This window comes from Paenibacillus wuxiensis (assembly GCF_040195695.1).
GTDB classification, from domain to species: Bacteria; Bacillota; Bacilli; order Paenibacillales; family Paenibacillaceae; genus Paenibacillus_B; species Paenibacillus_B suaedae.
In genome coordinates this window covers 507,821-526,598 of record NZ_JBEFZI010000004.1, presented here as the reverse complement: position 1 = coordinate 526,598, position 18,778 = coordinate 507,821, and the positions used below count along the sequence as shown (strand labels likewise).

Sequence of the window (18,778 nt, the reverse complement as noted above, 5' to 3'; positions counted from 1 at the left end):
ACGATCCGTGTTCAAATATGAACCGGCATCGGGTCTTCTTTTAACGCATTTTCCACTACCCAACTCCGACCCCCCTCGAACACATAGATGCGATGGACAAGCACCTGCACCCAATCCCCCGCCTGCAGCATTGGCTTCTCCAATGAACGATATGTTTTCAATATCATGTCGCCAACTTCAATAGCCACCATCCATTCACTCCCACGAAATTGGAGCGACCTCACGGTGCCGTGTATGCAGGCAGATGCCATTTTCAATTCACCAGGCAAGCCCACCTCAATATATTCAGGGCGAATCAATGCCTTGAATGCATCTCCGAGTTCTTGAATCGTCTCCCGAACAGCCTGCGTCTCTAGTACAGCTTCTACAGGATCAACTGAATAAGGAATAGCCGTCTGAAGTGACGACGAGAGAGTCTCGAATCCCCGCAGGGAGTCCAGATCCGAAATAATCGTCGATTCTCCAATAAATTCAGCCACGAATGGAGTGTTCGGTGATTGGTAAATATCCCACGGTGTCCCTTTTTGCTCCACACTTCCCTGATTAATAATCATGATCTCATCTGCAACTTCAATCGCTTCATCCTGATCATGGGTAACAAAGATGGAGGTAATGCCAACCCGTTCAATCAGTTCCCTCAGCCAGCTTCGCAGCTCCTTGCGAATCTTGGCATCAATTGCAGCGAATGGCTCATCCAACAGCAGCAGCTGTGGCTCAGGGGCCAATGCACGCGCGAAAGCTACACGCTGGCGCTGGCCTCCGGACAGCTGGTGCGGATATCTTCGCTCTATCCCAGACAACCCGGTTAGCTCGAGCAGTTCTGTAACTCGCTCACGGATGCGATCCTTGGGCCATTTCTGAATCGTCAGCCCAAAGGCAATGTTGTCATAGACGGTCATATGCTTGAACAACGCATATTGCTGGAATACGAAGCCGATGCCGCGCTGCTGGGGCGGGATTTCATTGACCCGATTCCCTTGGAATCGAATTTCACCGCTGTCTGGCTGCTCTAGGCCAGCTAGCATGCGCAGTACAGAAGTCTTCCCGCCACCGCTCGGCCCGAGCAAGCCGATAAGCTGACCTGCTTCAATGGAGAAGCTGACGTCGCGCACTGCATGATAGGAACCGAACCATTTGTTGAGCTGATTTACCTCAATATGCATCGTCAATGCACTCCTTTGCGTCCTGCGTGACGCTTCGCCCATTCCATGACGAGCAGCAGGATGATCGAACTGAATACAAGTACTAGGGCCAAGCTGCTGGCCGCCGTAATGTTGAAGTTCTCCACGTCTTGGTATACAAGTGTCGTTGCGGTCTGCGTCTTGTTCATAATATTGCCGGATACGACAAGAATGGCGCCAAATTCACCAAGGGAACGAGCTATGGTTAGAACGACTCCATAGAGCACTCCCCATCGTATAGATGGCCATGTTACCTTCCAGAAGGTAGTCCAATCATAAGCGCCAAGCATCGACGCAGCTTCTTCCTGCTGTGTCCCAATTTCCTGCAGGACGGGCACGACTTCTCGGATAAGCAGCGGGAATGTCACAAATAAGGTGGCAAGCACCATACCCGGGAACGCATATACGATTTGGACGCCCATGTTCGCAAATAACGTCCCCATAATCGTCTGCGGGCCTAACAAGAGTACAATCATAAATCCGCCTATAATCGGGGATACCGCAAAAGGGAGATCGATAATCGCATTGAGTAATCGTCGAACAAAACCATTTAACCAGCCCCCTCTTACGAGGACGATCGATAACCATACACCAAACACAACATTAAGCAGCGTCACAACGCCTACGACTGCTGCTGTTACTCCAAGCGCATGAAGCGACTCAGGCCGAAGCAGGGAGGCGAGGGCTGAACCCCAACCACCTTGGAAAGCTCCCAACAGCATTTGCAGTAATGGAGCAATAAGTAATGTAATAAATACAGCGTAAGTCAGAATGATAAGCAGCAACTGCAGCTTAGAGCGTGAGTGTGGGTGTGGATCATGGACAGCTGCAGAGGATTGCGAGGCAGTTAGCACTTGATGCGGTTCTTCTGAAGAATTGGGCTGATGATAAGGAGTATGCTTCATGACGATTTCCTCCGGTTCTGTATCCAATGAATCGCCCATAAGACTATGAATGATAAGGTCAACAATAAGACAGAAACGACTGCTGCCGATTGAGGATGGTCACTTTCAATTTCACCGAAAATGTATACAGATGCAACGAGCGTCTTCCCCGGTATGTTCCCAGCGACGAGCACTACTGCTCCGAATTCAGCCATTGCCCGGGAGAAGGCAAGCATTGCACCACTCACAATGCCTGGCCTCATACGCGGCAGCGTAACACGAGTGAACGTGTACATACGGGACGCGCCAAGCGTATAAGAGGCTTCTTCTTCAGACAAGTCGGCCTCTTCCAAGAGCGGCTGAACTGCCCGAATGACGAAGGGAAAAGTGACGAAGACCATGGCAGCTACAATAGCGGGCTCTGCGAAAACGATTCTCCACCCCATAGATTCTGCCAATCTCCCAACGAAGCTTCCTGGCCCGAGCAGCAGCAGGATCATCAACCCGCCTACCGCGGTGGGCAGAGCGAATGGCAAGTCTACCAAGCTATTCAGCCAAGTTCGCCCGACGAAACGATAGCGGTGGAGCACCCAAGCCGACAATGTTCCGATGACAACGTTGATCGCCGTTGCAATGATCGCCAGACGGAACGTCAGCGCCACTGATTGCCATGCAAGAGGTTCCATGAGACTGTCTACAAATGTGCTCCAACCGCCATAGAACGATTGAGCATATATGCCGCCAAGTGGTACCACAACCAGCAAAAATACGTATAGAAGCAGCGTGGTTCGAAACCCCCACAACGCTCCACGATAGCGCAGTACTGCGTTCACCTTCGTCCCTCCATCTACGTAAACTCAACTCTTTATGTCCATTATTCCAACTTCTTTACTTGGTAATTGTTTTCACCACTTTACCAAAAAATAGATGACACCGTCAATACAAAGATTGATTGATAACGCCCAATCTGTAAGTGAACCTTATGCAACTTATTCGAAACCCTTATGATAGGTGATAACCCAATTTCATGTGATATGGACGATGAAGCCGCCGTTTCGATTCGCCAGATGGAAGCACAAAAAAATCCGCCGATTGCATTTCCTGCATCAGACGGACTTTGCTTACATGTATTTCCACTTTTTGAATAAGGTGACTTTCTGTTGTTCGACATGCATCTGAATCCAATACCGCATCCCGCTATCTGAATCTTGAAATAGAAAGACTCCACGATCCTGGCCCTTCTCCGAAAGGATTCGAAGTGTTCGTTCATTCGCTTGCAATCGGTCTACAATAAAAGCTCGCGCCTTCACCTGAAGCTCTCCTGTATCGTCACCCCGTACATCCCCTTCTGCAGACGGCCTCAGAATGCCGAGCTTGTATAGCTCTCCCGTCTTCAGGTTCACTTCCCCATAGAAACCGCTTATGCCGCCCCGCCGCTGCTCCATTCCATTGATCGTACCAATAAAGGCAACATGTCCTTCATCCGACTTGGTATCCTCTTGGTTCGGAAAATATTTTGAAAACCCACATATCAGGTTCCATTCCTGATCATTGATCTGAACATCATACAGCTTGTACAGTTCTTCTTTCACAATAAGAAGAACCTTCTCTTTATTAATCGATTTCTCTTTGCCATAATCGGTTACGACTTGATTCACCTTGTCGTATGTATGCTGAACGGCTTGTCCGCATCCTGCCAACAGCCAGCTGATCGCCACGACCGCCAGCAGCACTGCCTTCTTCATCCTTCATCTACCCCGCTTCATCCCATCGGTATGGTTGGATTCTACCTCTCTATTCCCCATACCTACTACTTTACATGAAGTTTGTAGAATGAGCATCTGAATCTGGTCACAATTCAACTTACAATATTGTCATCTTCACCGTCTATTGGCAAGAGGAAGGGCGCCCAACACATTGGACACCCTGTCATCGAGCAGGCCATTCAACTGCTCGTCACTTCTCTGCCTTGCAATTGCGCGACTTCCCGCTGAAGGCGGCGAACTTGTTGTTCAAGAATCGCAACACGCTGTTCCAAATTGTTCCCTCCTGGAAAAGGAGGAAATGGTTGCGTTGGCGGGAGAGGCGGTGGCGGCGGAAATGGAAATGTCCCCCCTCCACCCACAGGGAATCGAAGCACTTGCCCCACATATACAACATCCGTATTCGTTAATTGATTCGCTTGAATGAGGGAAGACACCGGAACCCCATTCCGATTTGCAATCGTGAACAAGGAATCTCCAGGCTGTACTATATACTCAATCATGAAGACACACTCCTATCGAAGTATTGGCATGAGTGCTACACCATAAGATGGAGGTGTTTTATCCTGATGACCTGTGCATGTAAGTACAAGTCACTGTATTGCTTTAACATAAAAAAGCCCCCTTACGTCTAATCGCCTTTCACACACATGCCGATAACCCGAAGCTGGGCTATCGTCACTATATGTGCAGGAGAACAGAAACGTGAGAAGAGCTTTTTTATATCGATTTATCATTGAAATAAGAATGCAAGTGATTATGCCGTCTGTGCTGACTCCAGCGTTCTGCGGCATAAGAAGCGAACGTGAGCTAGCGCCGCCGGCTTCACCTCATCAAAGGTGACTTGATCTTGAATGTAAAAGGAGATGAATCCATGCATGGCAAGAAAAATGCTTCGTGGGATATTATGTCGTTCCTGCTCGGTATGAATGCTGCTCACGAGCGTCTGTCTCACAATCGTCGAGAACAATTCCAAGCAACGACCTTGTTCTGAGCGGGCATACGCGAGCAATTCTTCATCCCGCGTCATAAACATAATTTCATAGTGGTGCGGCTGCTCGAGACCGAAGCGGATGAATTCAAGCATCACCTGCTCCATCTTGGACAACCCATCGGAAGGAGCCTGAACCATAACGCGTTCGAACAGACGTCCCAAACGCTTGAAATCTTCCTGTACGAGCGCGTAGAACAGTTCCGCTTTGTCTTTGAAATGATAATAAAGCGATCCGTGGCTATACCCTAATTGTTGGCCGATACTTCGCATGGAGATAGCGCGGTATCCTTTCGTGACAAACAAGTGGCGCGCCACTTCCAAGATTCGCTCTCGCGATAGCTCTTGATCCACTGCTTTTCTTGGCATAGAGGTTGTTCTCCTTATTCCCCTTCGATATAGTAAATAGGATCTCCCTTCCGAATAACGGCTTGACCTTGCGTCAAATCCGTAATCCACGCCATAAACCGCTCTGTTTCCGACACAACGGGCAAACACGTCAATGTCACTCTGTCGGTAAATTGCGTTTCTCCCATCCTCGTCTCTCTATTTCGCAATTCATTCTCAAGCTTGCCAAGCCAAGTATAATCGATTTCTACAAAAACCTCTTGATGCAGCACCTTCACAATCGCATCTGCCGCTTCAATCGCTGCAACAGCTCCATCTGTATAGGCCCGAATCAAGCCGCCTGCCCCAAGCAGAATACCCCCGAAATAGCGTGTAACGACAATGGCGGTATTTTTCAGCCCTTGATTCTTCATCACTTCCAGAATGGGTTTGCCTGCCGTGCCGCTTGGCTCTCCGTCGTCGGATGCCTTCTGAATCTCATCCCGCTCGCCAATGACGTAGGCGGAACAATTGTGTGTGGCGTTCCAGTGCTGTTTCTTGATTTCTTCTATAAAAGCAATCGCTTCTTCCTCGTTGGCAACTGGCTTGCCATAACCGATAAAGCGCGACTTCTTGATGACGATCTCCTTGCTGCCAAATTGGCGCAACGTCTTATATTGTTCTAGCATGAAGATTCACCTTCCGAGATTGCCAAGAAAGCAGCCCCCCATGTTGGAGAACTGCTTTCACGGCTTGTTGCCTATCTAAGCTGTTAACTCTTGCCGCCCGCTTATTCGGACAATCTTGCTTCCAATTCCGCTTTTTGGACTTCGAATCCTGGTTTGCCGAGCAAGGCGAACATATTTTTCTTGTATGCTTCCACACCAGGCTGATCGAACGGATTCACTCCGAGCAGATAGCCGCTGATGCCGCATGCTTTTTCAAAGAAGTATACCAAATATCCGAACGAATATGGCGTCATGTCTGGAATCGTCACGACCAAGTTCGGTACATTACCGTCTGTATGTGCCAGCAAAGTGCCTTGGAATGCCTTCTTATTCACGAAGTCGACTGTCTTGCCTGCGAGGAAATTCAAGCCGTCCAAATCATCAGCATCTTCTTCAATCGTGATGTGATGCTTCACTTCTTCTACTTGAATAACCGTCTCGAACAGGTTGCGAGTTCCTTCTTGAATGAACTGCCCCATCGAGTGAAGGTCAGTCGAGAAGTCAACGGAGGATGGATAGATCCCTTTGTTGTCTTTCCCTTCGCTCTCGCCGAACAACTGCTTCCACCATTCCGACATATAGTGAAGGGATGGCTCGTAGTTCACGAGAATTTCTGTTGTCTTGCCCTTACGATACAGCGCATTGCGTGCTGCTGCGTATTGATAGCTGAGGTTCTCTTCGACATTCGGATTGCTGAACTCTTCCGAAGCATCACGAGCACCTTGCATCATCTCGTCAATATCAATGCCAGCGACTGCGATTGGCAATAGACCAACCGGCGTCAATACGGAGTAGCGGCCGCCTACATCATCTGGAATGATGAATGTCTCGTAGCCTTCTGCCGTTGCCAGCGTCTTCAGTGCGCCCTTCTCACGATCCGTAGTAGCGAAGATACGATTCTTCGCTTCTTCCTTGCCGTACTTCTTCTCGAGCAGGTCTTTGAAGATACGGAATGCGATTGCTGGCTCCGTTGTTGTACCCGACTTGGAGATAACATTGATTGAGAAGTCCTTGCCTTCAATCAATTGCATCAGATGCGTCATATAAGTCGAGCTGATGTTGTTGCCTGCGAAGTAAATCTCAGGCGTGTTGCGCTTGTCCTTCGGAAGCATGTTGTAGAAAGAATGGCTCAACATTTCAATCGCTGCACGAGCGCCCAAATAGGAGCCGCCAATCCCGATAACAATAAGCACTTCAGAATTCGATTGAATGCGCTTAGCTGCTGCTTGAATGCGCGCAAATTCTTCTTTATCGTAAGCGGAAGGTAGATCAATCCAGCCTAGGTAATCGGAACCTGCTCCTGACTTATTATGTAATTGCTCATGCGCTAAGCGAATGGGCTCTTTAAAATAATCAATTTCATGCTGACTTACGAACGTCAACGCCTTGCTGTAATCAAAGTGCACTTTTTTTGCCATCGTACACCCTCCTCGAGTATTGGTTGACTTTGCCACTTTAACCCACGAAAATCAATATAGTCATAGGATACTGGATTTTGGACGGAAACACAAGGGAACGCGTTTCATTGAACCGGATTCCACGATAAAATAAATTTATAACATTGCATAAATTTGCATATGAATACGCTCTCACCATCTTTCTCTGCTGCTTTGTTTGCTTGATTCCTTGTCTCCGCCACTGACAAATATGGTACACTAACATCATCGAAATCATGCGAATCATTCACAGTGCGAGAGGATGAGAGACAATGAAGGCAGCAGTACTTGGATTAGGCACGATGGGCGCGCCAATGGCAGCCAATCTGCTTAGCAAAGGATTCGAAGTAGCCGTATACAATCGTTCCACAGATAAGACCGTTCCATTAGTTGAGCAAGGTGCGACTGCCGTACATCTACCGCGTGAGGCCGCAGCACAATCCGATGTCGTAATTACCATGGTTAGTGATGATTCCTCCATAGAAGCGATCTATTACGGAGAAGACGGGGTGCTCGCAGGCGTTCGCTCTGGTCATATCGTAATTGACTGCAGCACCATATCTCCTTCTCTGGTTCAACAGCTCGCAGCAGCCTGCGCCGAGCGGGGAGCCCAGTTCCTTGATGCTCCTGTAACGGGCAGCAAGCCTGCAGCCGTCGATGGAACACTTGTCTTTATGGTCGGCGGTGAAGAGACCGCCCTGCGACAAGCTATGCCCGTGTTGGAAGCAATGGGACGAATGATCGTTCATATGGGTTCTAATGGCAGCGGCTCCATCACGAAGCTGGCCCACAACACAATTGTCGGCATTAACAATGCCGCTCTGGCAGAAGGGTTTGCAATGGTATCCAAGGCAGGCGTAAATCCCGAGGCATTCCTTCAGGTTGTGCGCAACGGCAGTGCAGGCAGTAAGGCAGCTGAACTGAAAGGTGAGAAGATTATTGCAGGCAACTTCGACAATCAATTCTCCCTGCAGTTAATGTTGAAGGACTTGAAGCTCGCTTCCGTGCTGACTGACACGATGCAGTCTCCGACACCTATGCTGGAGGTTGCCAAGAGTTTGTTCCAAATGGGCCAAACGGCAGGCTTTGGGGAAGAGGATTTATGTTCACTTGTGAAAATCTACGAGCAATGGATTGGTCACCCGATCAGACAAAGCAAGAACAACGAGTAGGATAAGCCTAATTCTAGATGTTTTATACACCAAGGGAGTGCACGGAATACACCGGCACTCCCTTTCATTATTCGTTTCAATTTCGATACTCACGATAAAGCCCAATGAAATTATTCACTAATAAGCTTTTCATCTTCACTACTGCATTTTCTGTACTGTCAGACGGTCTCTTTCTACGAAACCTGCGAACCTTGTATGATAAGCTTTTTTTGTGAAAACAGAGCGTCCACTTGCATAATGAGCTTTTCTCTATGAAGCTGTATATGAGCTATCCGAAGGATTCTGAGCTTGGGAAGCTTGCTTGGACGCTTTGGTATTCCTTACGATTCGAGAGAGCGAAAATACAGCTAATGCAATCCATATCAAGGCGAATGCAAGAAACTGTGGAGTCGTAAATTCTTCCCCGAACACAAACAAGCCAAGCAGCAACATGATCGTAGGTGCAATATATTGCAGGAAGCCTACAAGGGTAAATGATATTCGCTTCGCACCTGTAGCGAATAATAGCAGCGGAATTGCCGTTACAATTCCCGCTCCCATTAGCAGCATGATTATAGACGCTTCTTTATCCCACAGCGGGATCCCATTAGGATTGAAGAAGAAAAGAAATACAAGCGCAAACGGCGTCATGATCAAAGTTTCCACCGTTAACCCTGTCCATGGGCCTACAGATACCTTCTTCTTAATGAGTCCATAACAGCTGAATGTTGTCGCGAGCGTCAATGCTGCCCAAGGAAAGCTGCCGTAATATACGGTCAGGCATATAACCCCTGCTGCTGCGATGCCAACTGCTGACCACTCCGTCTTCGTCAACCGCTCCTTCAGGAAAAATGTCGCGAGAAAGACATTAAGCAAAGGATTGATATAATATCCAAGGCTTGCTTCCACTACATGCGCACTTTCCACAGCAAAAATATAAACGAGCCAGTTGATGCTAATTACAACGGAAGCCACAATGATACTTATAGCTTGTTTCTTATGGGTGAGCAGCTGCTTGATTTCTGCCATAGTGGACTTCCACTTCCCCAGCAATGCCAACAGGACAATCATGAATACTAATGACCAAATAATCCGATGAGCCAATACCTCTGCTGCTGGCACAGAGCCGAGCAGCTTCCAATAGATCGGAAGGAAGCCCCAAATAATATAGGACAGCCCGGCGGCTGCGATACCGGTCGCATAATGATTTTGCTTCTGTTTCACTCGTTTACTCCTCGCCCTATCCTTAATGATTTAATATATAAATTTTATTATATCAGTTCAGACCCAATATTAGGATGATATTTACAGATAAAATGGATCACAACGCGAACAAGGCCGCTACAACAGGGGACTTCCATCTCTGGTACCCGTTAAGCGGCCTTGTTCATTGCCGAGCCCCCTCGCCTGAATCGGCTAGAGAACGCACTTATTCTTATTTGCACCTAAATAAGAGTGAATCGAATCTTCCCCTATCCAGTGATTTGCTGCATTCGTTTCGTATATTACAGCAATGCCTTTACACGACTCACTACGTTTTCAACAGAGAAGCCGTACTCGCTGATGACACGATCTCCAGGAGCGGAAGCGCCAAATGTGGAGATACCAATGATGTCGCCTTGGTCTCCTACATAACGTTCCCAACCAAATGGTGAAGCCATCTCGATTGCAAGACGAGCCTTCACATCTGGAAGCAATACGGAGTCTTTATACTCCTTCGATTGCTTCTCGAACAGATCCCAGCTTGGCATGCTGACAACACGTACTTGAATGCCCTCTTCAGCCAATGCTTCTTGAGCGCGAATCGCCAATTGAACTTCAGAGCCTGTCGCAATGATTTGCGCTTGAGGCTTGCCGTCTTTCGCATCGGACACAACATAAGCTCCGCGAGCAACACCTTCGCGGGAAGCTGCTACGCCGCCTTCCAAGATAGGCAGGTTCTGACGTGTAAGCACAAGCACGACTGGGTTAGATTGGTTCTGTAATGTGTATGCCCATGCAGCGGATGTCTCATTCGCATCTGCTGGACGGATTACTGTTACGTTCGGGATGATACGTACAGACGCAAGCTGTTCGATAGGCTCATGAGTAGGGCCGTCTTCCCCAACTGCAATACTGTCATGCGTCAATACATATGTGACTGGCAATCCCATCAATGCAGACAAACGAACAGCAGGGCGCAGGTAATCCGTAAATACGAAGAACGTACCACCAAATACCTTCACACCACTATGCAATGCCATACCGTTCATTGCAGCCGCCATTGCAAATTCACGCACACCGAAGTAAATGTTGCGGCCGTCGTATTGGCCCGGACGGAACGCAGTCAGATCATTCAGGTGTGTCATTGTGGAGCTTTCCAAGTCAGCAGAACCGCCTGTCAAGTTCGGAACGTTCTTCGCAAGACCGTTCAAGGCATTTCCAGATGCGACGCGGGTGGACAATGCTTTGTCTCCTGCCGCATATGCCGGAAGATCCTTATCCCATCCCTCAGGAAGCTGTCCGCTAATTGCAGTTTCGAATTGCTTCGCAAGCTCAGGGTAAGCAGCTTGATAAGCTTGGAACATCTTATTCCACTCTTCGTTCGCCTGAATGCCCTTCTGCTTCACATTTGTATCGAAGTGGTTGTATACCTCTTCAGGCACGAAGAAGTCCTCGTGTCCCCATTGATAGAATTCCTTCGTCAGCTTCGCTTCATCAGCGCCGAGTGGAGAACCGTGTGTACCTCCATGTCCGCCCTTGCCTTGCTTGTTCGGGCTTCCGTATCCGATTACGGTCTTCACTTCGATCAATGTCGGCTTGCTGGAATCCTGCTTCGACTTCTCAACCGCTTGCGCAATTGCAGCAAGATCGTTGCCGTCTTCAACAAGCAGCGTGTTCCAGCCATAAGCCTCGTAGCGCTGACGCACGTTCTCGCTGAAGGACAGACCGGATTCGCCATCCAACGTAATATCGTTCGAATCGTATAATACGACTAATTTACCTAATTTCAAGTGACCTGCAAGCGATGCTGCTTCACTAGCAACACCTTCCATCATATCTCCATCACCACAAATAACAAACGTATGATGATCGACAACGGAATAGCCGTCACGATTATATGTTGCACCCAGTTGTGCCTCTGCCATAGCCATACCTACAGCCATTGCAATCCCTTGTCCGAGTGGACCTGTCGTTGCATCTACACCAGCCGTATGTCCGAACTCCGGATGACCTGGAGTTTTGCTTCCCCATTGGCGGAAATTCTTGATTTCTTCCATAGGAAGGTCATATCCGCTGAGGTGAAGAAGGCTGTACAGCAGCATGGAACCATGTCCAGCGGAAAGAACGAAACGGTCGCGGTTAATCCATGTTGGATTGGTCGGATTGTGCGTCATCGCCTTCGCAAACAGATGGTATCCCATTGGAGCAGCACCCATTGGCATGCCCGGGTGACCGGATTTCGCTTTTTCAATCGCATCAATGGCAAGTGTTCGAATCGCTGCCACCGATAGCGCGTCAATATTCATTTGGTTTGCAGTCATTGCTGATTTCCTCCTTGTCCCTACTCATCACAAGCTGAAAGCTATACAGAACAAATGAAATTGCGTAACTACCAAGCTTGTACGCTGTGCTCTATTTTGCATTCATTGTACCATTACTAGCCCATTCGATGCTACTTTAACGTGTGAAAAGCTATGGATATCAAGATCTAGTATAACCGAACTTCATGCTCAACTTAACAGTGGGATTATATAGTGGTGTTCAATCCCTAACCAGAGCAATTAAATAAAGCTGTTCCAGCCGCAGATTCAACTGCAAGCCGGAGACAGCCAGTATACCATCATTTTAATTAAACACAACCGTTTTGTTCTGATAAACGAGGATTCGATCCTCAATATGCCAATGCACAGCACGAGCAAGGACGACACGCTCAATCGTTCTGCCGATACGCTTCAGTTCATCCACATCCGCACGATGCGTTACGCGCTGAACGTCTTGTTCGATGATCGGCCCGCCATCAAGCTCCTCCGTTACATAATGGCCTGTTGCTCCAATCAGCTTCACGCCGCGGGTGTAAGCCTGTTGATACGGCTTGCCGCCAACAAATGCCGGTAGGAACGAATGATGAATATTAATAATTCGATTCGGATATTTCTCAATAAACTTCGGCGAAATAATTTGCATATAGCGCGCTAATACGATCAGGTCAGCCTTGCCTTCAACTGCTTCAAGCTGTTGGCGTTCAGCCTCTGGCTTGTTGCCTGATGTTACTGGAATATGAACATACGGAATTCCGAAGGACTCTACATATTCACGCATATCCGGGTGATTGCTCACCACCATCGCGATTTCAGCATCGAGATCGCCTGCTTGCCATTGCCACAGCAACTCTACTAGACAATGATCCTCTTTCGAGACAAAGATTGCAATTCGCTTTTTCTTGCTCACGCAAGCAATTCTCCACTGCATCTTGAATTCCGAGCCAATAGACTCGAATTCAGCCTGCAATTGAGGCAGCTTATCATCAAGCTGCTCCATATCGAATTCAATGCGCATGAAGAACATGCCGCCCTCTGGATCCATTGTATATTGATCGGACTGGACAATATTCGCTCCATGTTCATATAGAAATTTAGATACAGCAGAGACGATACCAGCTCGGTCCGGGCAAGAAATTAACATCCGTGCGCGATTGCGGGCTTGTTCCCCAGCCTGCTGAAGGGCATGAACCATCGTGTGTTGGTGCGTCATCTTTGTTTCTCCTCCATGAATTAGCGTTGCTTTCTGCAAATCTTACATAGATTCCCCATCATGATTTTTCTACTGCATCCCATGCTATCTTCATGCTTCACTCGTTCCTAAATTCCCCGTACAACCTACTTGTATCCTTCGGGATGCTCTGCTTCTGCTGCGACTTAATCACACACACAAGCTATAGCAGCTTATTTCCAGGCAGCTTGTCCAGCCAAGCAAACAGTCAGACGCTGATTAATTTCTTCCTCATTCAATTCAGGGAACAGGTTGGCTTCAGCAACCATATCATAGAGACGTTCCATCGGCTCGCGCGGATCTGCCTTTCTTGCTTTTGCATCCTTCTTGATAACATCCCATGTCGTCAATACGTAATCACGAGGGGATACATCCTGCTCTTTGAAGAAATGCTCAAGGCGCTCCACATCAGGGATAAAGCTTGCACCGAAACGCTTGTCTACATCACCGCGTAGAAGGGCGATTTCCGCTTCATACATCGGACGCTGCTTCTTCGCGTCCTTCCCGATCCACGGTGTCTCCAGAATAAATGGACGGCCAGCAAGCCCTTCATGATGCACGAGGCGTTGAATCGCTTCAAAGCCAAGCATTCCTGCACCGATTGGTGCGTGGCGGTCTTTACCGGCTCCAAGTGGATTTTTGCTATCATTAATATGAACAACGGCGATTCGATTCAGTCCCACAGTACGATCGAATTGCTCCAATACGCCATCAAGATCATTGACGATATCATAACCAGCATCATGAATATGGCATGTGTCCATACATACAGTTAGGCGATGGTTGTCCTCAACCTTCTCAATAATCGAGGCAATTTCCTCGAAGCTCCGGCCAACCTCTGTTCCTTTGCCAGCCATCGTTTCCAGTGCGATATTGACGTCCGTATCTTTCGTGTTGCTCAGTACCTCATTCAAGCCCTCAGCGATCCGGTTGACCCCGAACTCAGCATCTTTGTCGGTATAAGCACCTGGATGAAGAACGATATTTTTCACACCGATGCAGTCTGTGCGGCGAATTTCTTCTTGGAGGAAATTAACGGCCAGCTCAAACGTATCCGGCTTGTACGATCCAAGGTTAATAATGTACGGCGCATGCACCACAATTTCACCGATGCCGTGCTTCTCCATCAGTTCCTTGCCCTCTTCAATATATAGCGATTCAATCGGCTTACGACGCGTATTCTGCGGCGCCCCAGTATATATCATGAATGAGCTTGACCCGTAAGACAAAGCTTCCTTTGTAGCAGTCAACAGCCCTTTATCGGAAAACGAAACGTGTGATCCAATTTTCAACATGTAATTGCTCCTTTCAAAATCATTTCCCCTTATTCTACAAGGATTATCGAAATAATGCTAGGAATGGGGTATAATTCGATGTAAGCGTCTTAGTAAAAAGTACCAAAACACATGAGGTGAGAAATTATGCTTAGCTCGTCCACCCTTTTCCCAATGGCTGTCGATGGCCCCGGTCGTTGGTTTATGAATTCCATCGCATTTTGGACATTCGTCCTCTTAGGCTTCATGGCGATTGGCGGCTACTTCATGTTCCGCAAGTTTATGAAAGTACTTCCGATGAATGACGGGAAATCGAAGCTCGATTGGCAAAATTACTGGGTTGAGCAAAGCCGAAGCCTATGGACTGATGACTCCAAAGCATTTCTCGAAAAGCTTGTTGAGCCAGTTCCAACCCCCTTCCGTGATATTGCACGTCATTCGATCGCAGCCAAGATCGGGCAGGTAGCCTGTGAGAGCGGTGCGGCAGAAGTAACGCAAGATCATTGCATTCAAGGCTACATCATGGCCACACCCAAGCGAGACTATCGAAGCCTCGTTAAATTTCTCGACAATAATGGAATCGATTATACGCCATATAAGCATTTGCTTAACAAATAATCCAAGCCCTTTTCCCAACAGCAGAAATGAATGCGCCTACACAAAAATCATAATCAAGTACAATCACATCTTAGTTCTATCCATTCCATTAACGTGTTAGGAGGGATAAGACGTGAAAGTGATGATTTGCGGCGGGACTGGATTAATCGGCAGAGCTCTGGTTGACTTCTGGCTTCAAGAAGGACATGAGCTCATCGTCGTTACCCGCTCCCCAGCGAAGTTACCTGCCTATGAGGGGAGAAGTTCCATTCACGCTATTAGCTGGTCGGAGCTTGCTCATTGCCCTGAGCATTGCCATAACGTGGATGCCGTTGTCAATCTGGCGGGCGAGACGATTAATCAGCGATGGACGAATATCGCAAGGAATCGCATCCTCTCGTCACGGATCGTTCCTGCAAGAAGAATTGCGGTATGGGCGGGCAAGCTGTCCCGCAAGCTGCCCATCTATATTAGCGCCTCAGGCATCTCTATTTATGGGCCTTCCGAGACAGGGACATTCGATGAGATGAGCAATGCGGGTGGAGATGACTTCTTGACCGATGTCATCTACCAATGGGAAGATGCAGCAGATCACGTTCCGGCCGCGCGCTGTGTCAAGTTGCGGATTGCGCCAGTGCTCGCCAATGAAGGTGGGGCATATCCAATGATGAAGCTGCCGTATTTACTAGGCGTTGGAGGACGAATAGGCTCTGGGAAGCAGCCTTTATCTTGGATACATATTGCGGACATGGTTCGGCTTATTGATTTTGTCCTGCAAGACTCGATTGAGGGTGTCGTCAACGCCTCTTCCCCCGAATCCGTAACGAACGACGACTTCGGCAGAACGCTTGCGCGAGTATACCATCGCCGCCATTGGATGCCCGTTCCTGCTTTAGCCTTCAAATTTCTATTTGGGGAAATGTCCTCACTATTGCTGGAAGGGCAGCGTGTCTATCCCGCTAAGGCACTGGAGCATGGCTTCACCTTCCATTATGGAACGCTGGAGAAGGCGCTAACCGAGCTGCGTAATTCGGGGAGAAATCGCACTACATCCCGATGATCAGAAAGCATCTGATTATCATTTCGAATGGGAGTGCGACTGTACTTACATGAAACGCAATGTTGTAGATGTAAATCTTAGATCTAACTGATGTATATACTAGAATCCTTAACATGATTGACCTTAGTTACTCAGTAAGAACGGCATAACATAACAAAGAGGGTCAGACACACTATCTGACCCTTCTAACCAGCTCGGAAGATATACTGCGAACGAGCAACTGCGAGCTTATCCCCATCCTTCAACGGGTACAGCTTGTAGGGAATCAACAGTTCACCCTGCAGCTCCGTTCCATTTCTCGATCCCAAATCCCGAAGCTCTAAGTTGCCCTCTGACGTGCGAATCAATTCACAATGGTGCTTGGATACCCCCATGCTATCATTTCGATGACTCACCCCTTGCTCAGCACGCCCTATTATGAATGGAAATCCATGGAGTGGATGAGTTCCCACCACAGTTATTCCCGCTTCATCGAGCTGCTGCAGATATGGTTCCTGCTGCGAACCTTCCCCTTGCTCTTCCATTTCTCCAAGCATTACCGTTGCATCAATGCTCGAAGGGTTTAGCATTACCGTATGTTCGGTTAAAGCAGCATAATAGCGATCAGCCTTTGACATAATCGGAGCTTGATTCGTCCCATCTACCGACTGTGATCGCGGCTCATTGTCGAAGGATTGTGGCCCCAATTGAGAACTACTAGCCGGTATGCCAATTCTCTGTTGCTGCCCTATTCCCGCGATATCGGAACTTGAGACTGTTGCTTGAGGGGCTATTTGCCCATTCATATAACCTCCTGATGACTCCCTAGTCCATGTCGGGGAAGAGGGAACGAATTCCTTATGCTGCTGGCCCCCTTTTGCATGACTGCTGTGTGCATCCCTCGCATCTGCAGGATGAGGGAGATGTGACAACTCCATAGACAAAAAGTCGGGAAGCCTATTCGGATTATTCCACCCATGGCTGGAGCTTGGTTGGAAATCCTGTTCATCAGCACTAACTCGGCTGTCCTTCTTCCGAGAGAATCGTTTGCTCCACCACATGCTGGGAATCCCCGTTAAGTACATCGCTCCCAGTGCTATGACAACAATGTTCCAAATGACAGTGTAAGTGAATACCTCCGATGTAGGTTGAGACATATATCCGAACTTCCAACCTATTCCGGCTGCTGCAATTACGATTACCGAGGTTACCAAGGTATACTTCTTGGGTATCGGTGTTATTGCTTCGTTAGCCGTATCTGTTCCCGAATGGATGCTATGTTCTCGATCATATCCACCCATGGCAGGATTCGAAATTGATGCAGCGGATGTAACAGGTATTTGCTCTTGCCCATCTGCAAAAGGCTTCGCCGTCGAATTCCAACTGTTCTTCCCCTGCTCATTGTGCAAGCCAGCTTGTCCATAAGCAACCTGCTGCTTAGGTTCACGCTCATCCCTTTCACCGCTCCCCGGGAAAAACTGCCCTCGTCCAGATTGATTGGGGTTCGCAGAAGTGCCGCTTGCTGTGCCCACAATTAAGGATTGCAGCAAGCCTCGTACATCTGCAAGAGTCGTCCCCTCCTGTGACAACAACTGGACAAGACGCTGAAAGCCGTCACCATCCCAAGGGCTCACATGGGAAGAGAGCAAAATGCCTAATCTCTTCAATCCCTCTAGCCCCGCTTGGGGGTGCAAAGGTTCTTCTGTTGGAATGTACGCTGTATAAAGGCCGCTATTCCAGGAGTGCCCATCTACATAAATAAAACGCTCATGAAGCAGAATCTGATTCGGATGCAGCATATATGCACGGCATCCTTCCAACACATTGACCAGTTGGATCATCCATTCAAAATATTGAATTGCAGTAATCTGTAATGAACGCAGAACCTGCTCCAGCATTTTTTTACCACTAATATCGTACAAAAACGTGACCTCAAAATCGATTTCCCTAATTTCTATTGGAAGCAAATGAGGAACTTCGTTAAATCGCAGCATATTCACTTGATAGGTATCCAAGTCATTGGAATGAACCGCTGGTTCTCTCGTAAGGAGCATCCTCATCTTACCCTCGTGGATGAAATCCGACCGGTAACCATACATCGCCCCTCATCACCCCCTATATCCATAATTGAGTCCAATATACGGTTGCCGCTGCAGGCAGTACCGCCCACATAAATGGAAAGGTCGCTTGGTTCAATGTTAGCTGTTTCAAGGGTGTTACGGAGCGAAGCCAAAAAAATTGAATGATTGCGATCCCGATGCGCCTCCACCTTCTCCCATGCCCGAACAGCATAATCCCTGCTGCAATCAGTCCCCCATAGATAATGGCATAGATAAACGTCTCCCATGCAAAATTAGCTCCCATGCTGGCGCCAATCGCTGCAAACAACTTCACATCCCCTGCCCCGACCGCACGCAGCAAGAATAGAACAAGCATGCTCCCAAACCCACAGCCCGCTCCGAATAGACTGAACAGCAAACCGTCCCATCCACTTACAGCGCAATATCCAGTTAGAGCAGCAAGTACTATTGAGACCGTTAAATAATTTGGTATTTTACGAGTACGCAAATCCGTGGTGAACGCAGCCACTAGCAATATCCCACATAGCCAACTCGACCACATCATTTGGCAGCCCCCTTTTCCCATGCGGTATGA

Annotated in this window: 17 protein-coding genes; 3 read left to right on the top strand and 14 right to left on the bottom strand. The window is 48.2% G+C overall.

Annotation, left to right across the window (positions count from 1 at the left end; genetic code table 11):
* Window positions 1–11 precede the first annotated feature (11 nt).
* The 8 genes from ABN764_RS11370 to ABN764_RS11335 all read right to left on the bottom strand — a co-directional run bounded on the left by ABN764_RS11370 (window position 12) and on the right by ABN764_RS11335 (window position 7,292).
* Complete coding sequence (locus ABN764_RS11370; protein ID WP_446671927.1) at window positions 12–1,163, bottom strand: sulfate/molybdate ABC transporter ATP-binding protein; 1,152 nt, start codon at window positions 1,161–1,163, stop codon at window positions 12–14.
* 2 nt (window positions 1,164–1,165) lie between these two features.
* Window positions 1,166–1,972 (bottom strand): sulfate ABC transporter permease subunit, encoded by an 807-nt coding sequence (locus ABN764_RS11365; RefSeq protein ID WP_142544286.1) that lies wholly within the window; start codon window positions 1,970–1,972, stop codon window positions 1,166–1,168.
* A gap of 110 nt (window positions 1,973–2,082) precedes the next feature.
* Window positions 2,083–2,898: a sulfate ABC transporter permease subunit CysT gene (cysT, locus tag ABN764_RS11360; protein ID WP_021256367.1), complete on the bottom strand. Its 816-nt coding sequence runs from the start codon at window positions 2,896–2,898 to the stop codon at window positions 2,083–2,085.
* 288 nt (window positions 2,899–3,186) lie between these two features.
* A complete protein-coding gene (locus ABN764_RS11355) occupies window positions 3,187–3,810 on the bottom strand; it encodes a hypothetical protein (protein ID WP_446671926.1) in 624 nt (207 codons plus the stop codon).
* A gap of 200 nt (window positions 3,811–4,010) precedes the next feature.
* Complete coding sequence (locus ABN764_RS11350; protein WP_446671925.1) at window positions 4,011–4,331, bottom strand: LysM peptidoglycan-binding domain-containing protein; 321 nt, start codon at window positions 4,329–4,331, stop codon at window positions 4,011–4,013.
* Window positions 4,332–4,585: 254 nt separating this feature from the next.
* Window positions 4,586–5,188, bottom strand: coding sequence for a TetR/AcrR family transcriptional regulator (locus tag ABN764_RS11345; protein ID WP_021256370.1), 603 nt, complete (start codon window positions 5,186–5,188; stop codon window positions 4,586–4,588).
* Window positions 5,189–5,202: 14 nt separating this feature from the next.
* Window positions 5,203–5,835: a YigZ family protein gene (locus ABN764_RS11340; RefSeq protein ID WP_174808061.1), complete on the bottom strand. Its 633-nt coding sequence runs from the start codon at window positions 5,833–5,835 to the stop codon at window positions 5,203–5,205.
* A gap of 101 nt (window positions 5,836–5,936) precedes the next feature.
* A complete protein-coding gene (locus ABN764_RS11335) occupies window positions 5,937–7,292 on the bottom strand; it encodes a glucose-6-phosphate isomerase (RefSeq protein ID WP_446671924.1) in 1,356 nt (451 codons plus the stop codon).
* A gap of 290 nt (window positions 7,293–7,582) precedes the next feature.
* On the opposite strand from ABN764_RS11335, the gene ABN764_RS11330 reads away from it, so the two are divergent.
* Complete coding sequence (locus ABN764_RS11330; RefSeq protein ID WP_446671923.1) at window positions 7,583–8,482, top strand: NAD(P)-dependent oxidoreductase; 900 nt, start codon at window positions 7,583–7,585, stop codon at window positions 8,480–8,482.
* Window positions 8,483–8,731: 249 nt separating this feature from the next.
* Here ABN764_RS11330 and rarD read toward each other — a convergent pair whose 3' ends face one another.
* From rarD to ABN764_RS11310, 4 genes are all read right to left on the bottom strand, one after another.
* Window positions 8,732–9,685: an EamA family transporter RarD gene (gene rarD / locus ABN764_RS11325; protein WP_065292415.1), complete on the bottom strand. Its 954-nt coding sequence runs from the start codon at window positions 9,683–9,685 to the stop codon at window positions 8,732–8,734.
* 281 nt (window positions 9,686–9,966) lie between these two features.
* Complete coding sequence (gene tkt, locus ABN764_RS11320; protein WP_446671922.1) at window positions 9,967–11,985, bottom strand: transketolase; 2,019 nt, start codon at window positions 11,983–11,985, stop codon at window positions 9,967–9,969.
* A 304-nt stretch (window positions 11,986–12,289) separates the two neighbouring features.
* Window positions 12,290–13,195 carry a formyltetrahydrofolate deformylase gene (purU, locus tag ABN764_RS11315; protein ID WP_072727361.1) on the bottom strand — a complete coding sequence of 302 codons (906 nt, stop codon included), beginning with the start codon at window positions 13,193–13,195 and terminating at the stop codon, window positions 12,290–12,292.
* A gap of 191 nt (window positions 13,196–13,386) precedes the next feature.
* A complete protein-coding gene (locus ABN764_RS11310) occupies window positions 13,387–14,508 on the bottom strand; it encodes a deoxyribonuclease IV (protein WP_072727362.1) in 1,122 nt (373 codons plus the stop codon).
* Between the two features lie 126 nt (window positions 14,509–14,634).
* On the opposite strand from ABN764_RS11310, the gene ABN764_RS11305 reads away from it, so the two are divergent.
* Together ABN764_RS11305 and ABN764_RS11300 are read left to right on the top strand one after the other, a co-directional pair.
* Window positions 14,635–15,105, top strand: coding sequence for a DUF2621 domain-containing protein (locus ABN764_RS11305; RefSeq protein ID WP_021256378.1), 471 nt, complete (start codon window positions 14,635–14,637; stop codon window positions 15,103–15,105).
* 112 nt (window positions 15,106–15,217) lie between these two features.
* On the top strand, window positions 15,218–16,144 hold the full coding sequence (locus tag ABN764_RS11300; RefSeq protein ID WP_446671921.1) for a TIGR01777 family oxidoreductase: 927 nt from the start codon (window positions 15,218–15,220) through the stop codon (window positions 16,142–16,144).
* A gap of 185 nt (window positions 16,145–16,329) precedes the next feature.
* Here the strand turns inward: ABN764_RS11300 and ABN764_RS11295 are convergent, their stop codons facing one another.
* Window positions 16,330–18,177 carry a DUF6382 domain-containing protein gene (locus tag ABN764_RS11295; RefSeq protein ID WP_446671920.1) on the bottom strand — a complete coding sequence of 616 codons (1,848 nt, stop codon included), beginning with the start codon at window positions 18,175–18,177 and terminating at the stop codon, window positions 16,330–16,332.
* Between the two features lie 61 nt (window positions 18,178–18,238).
* Complete coding sequence (locus tag ABN764_RS11290) at window positions 18,239–18,748, bottom strand: A24 family peptidase (protein WP_174810082.1); 510 nt, start codon at window positions 18,746–18,748, stop codon at window positions 18,239–18,241.
* Window positions 18,749–18,778: the final 30 nt, after the last annotated feature.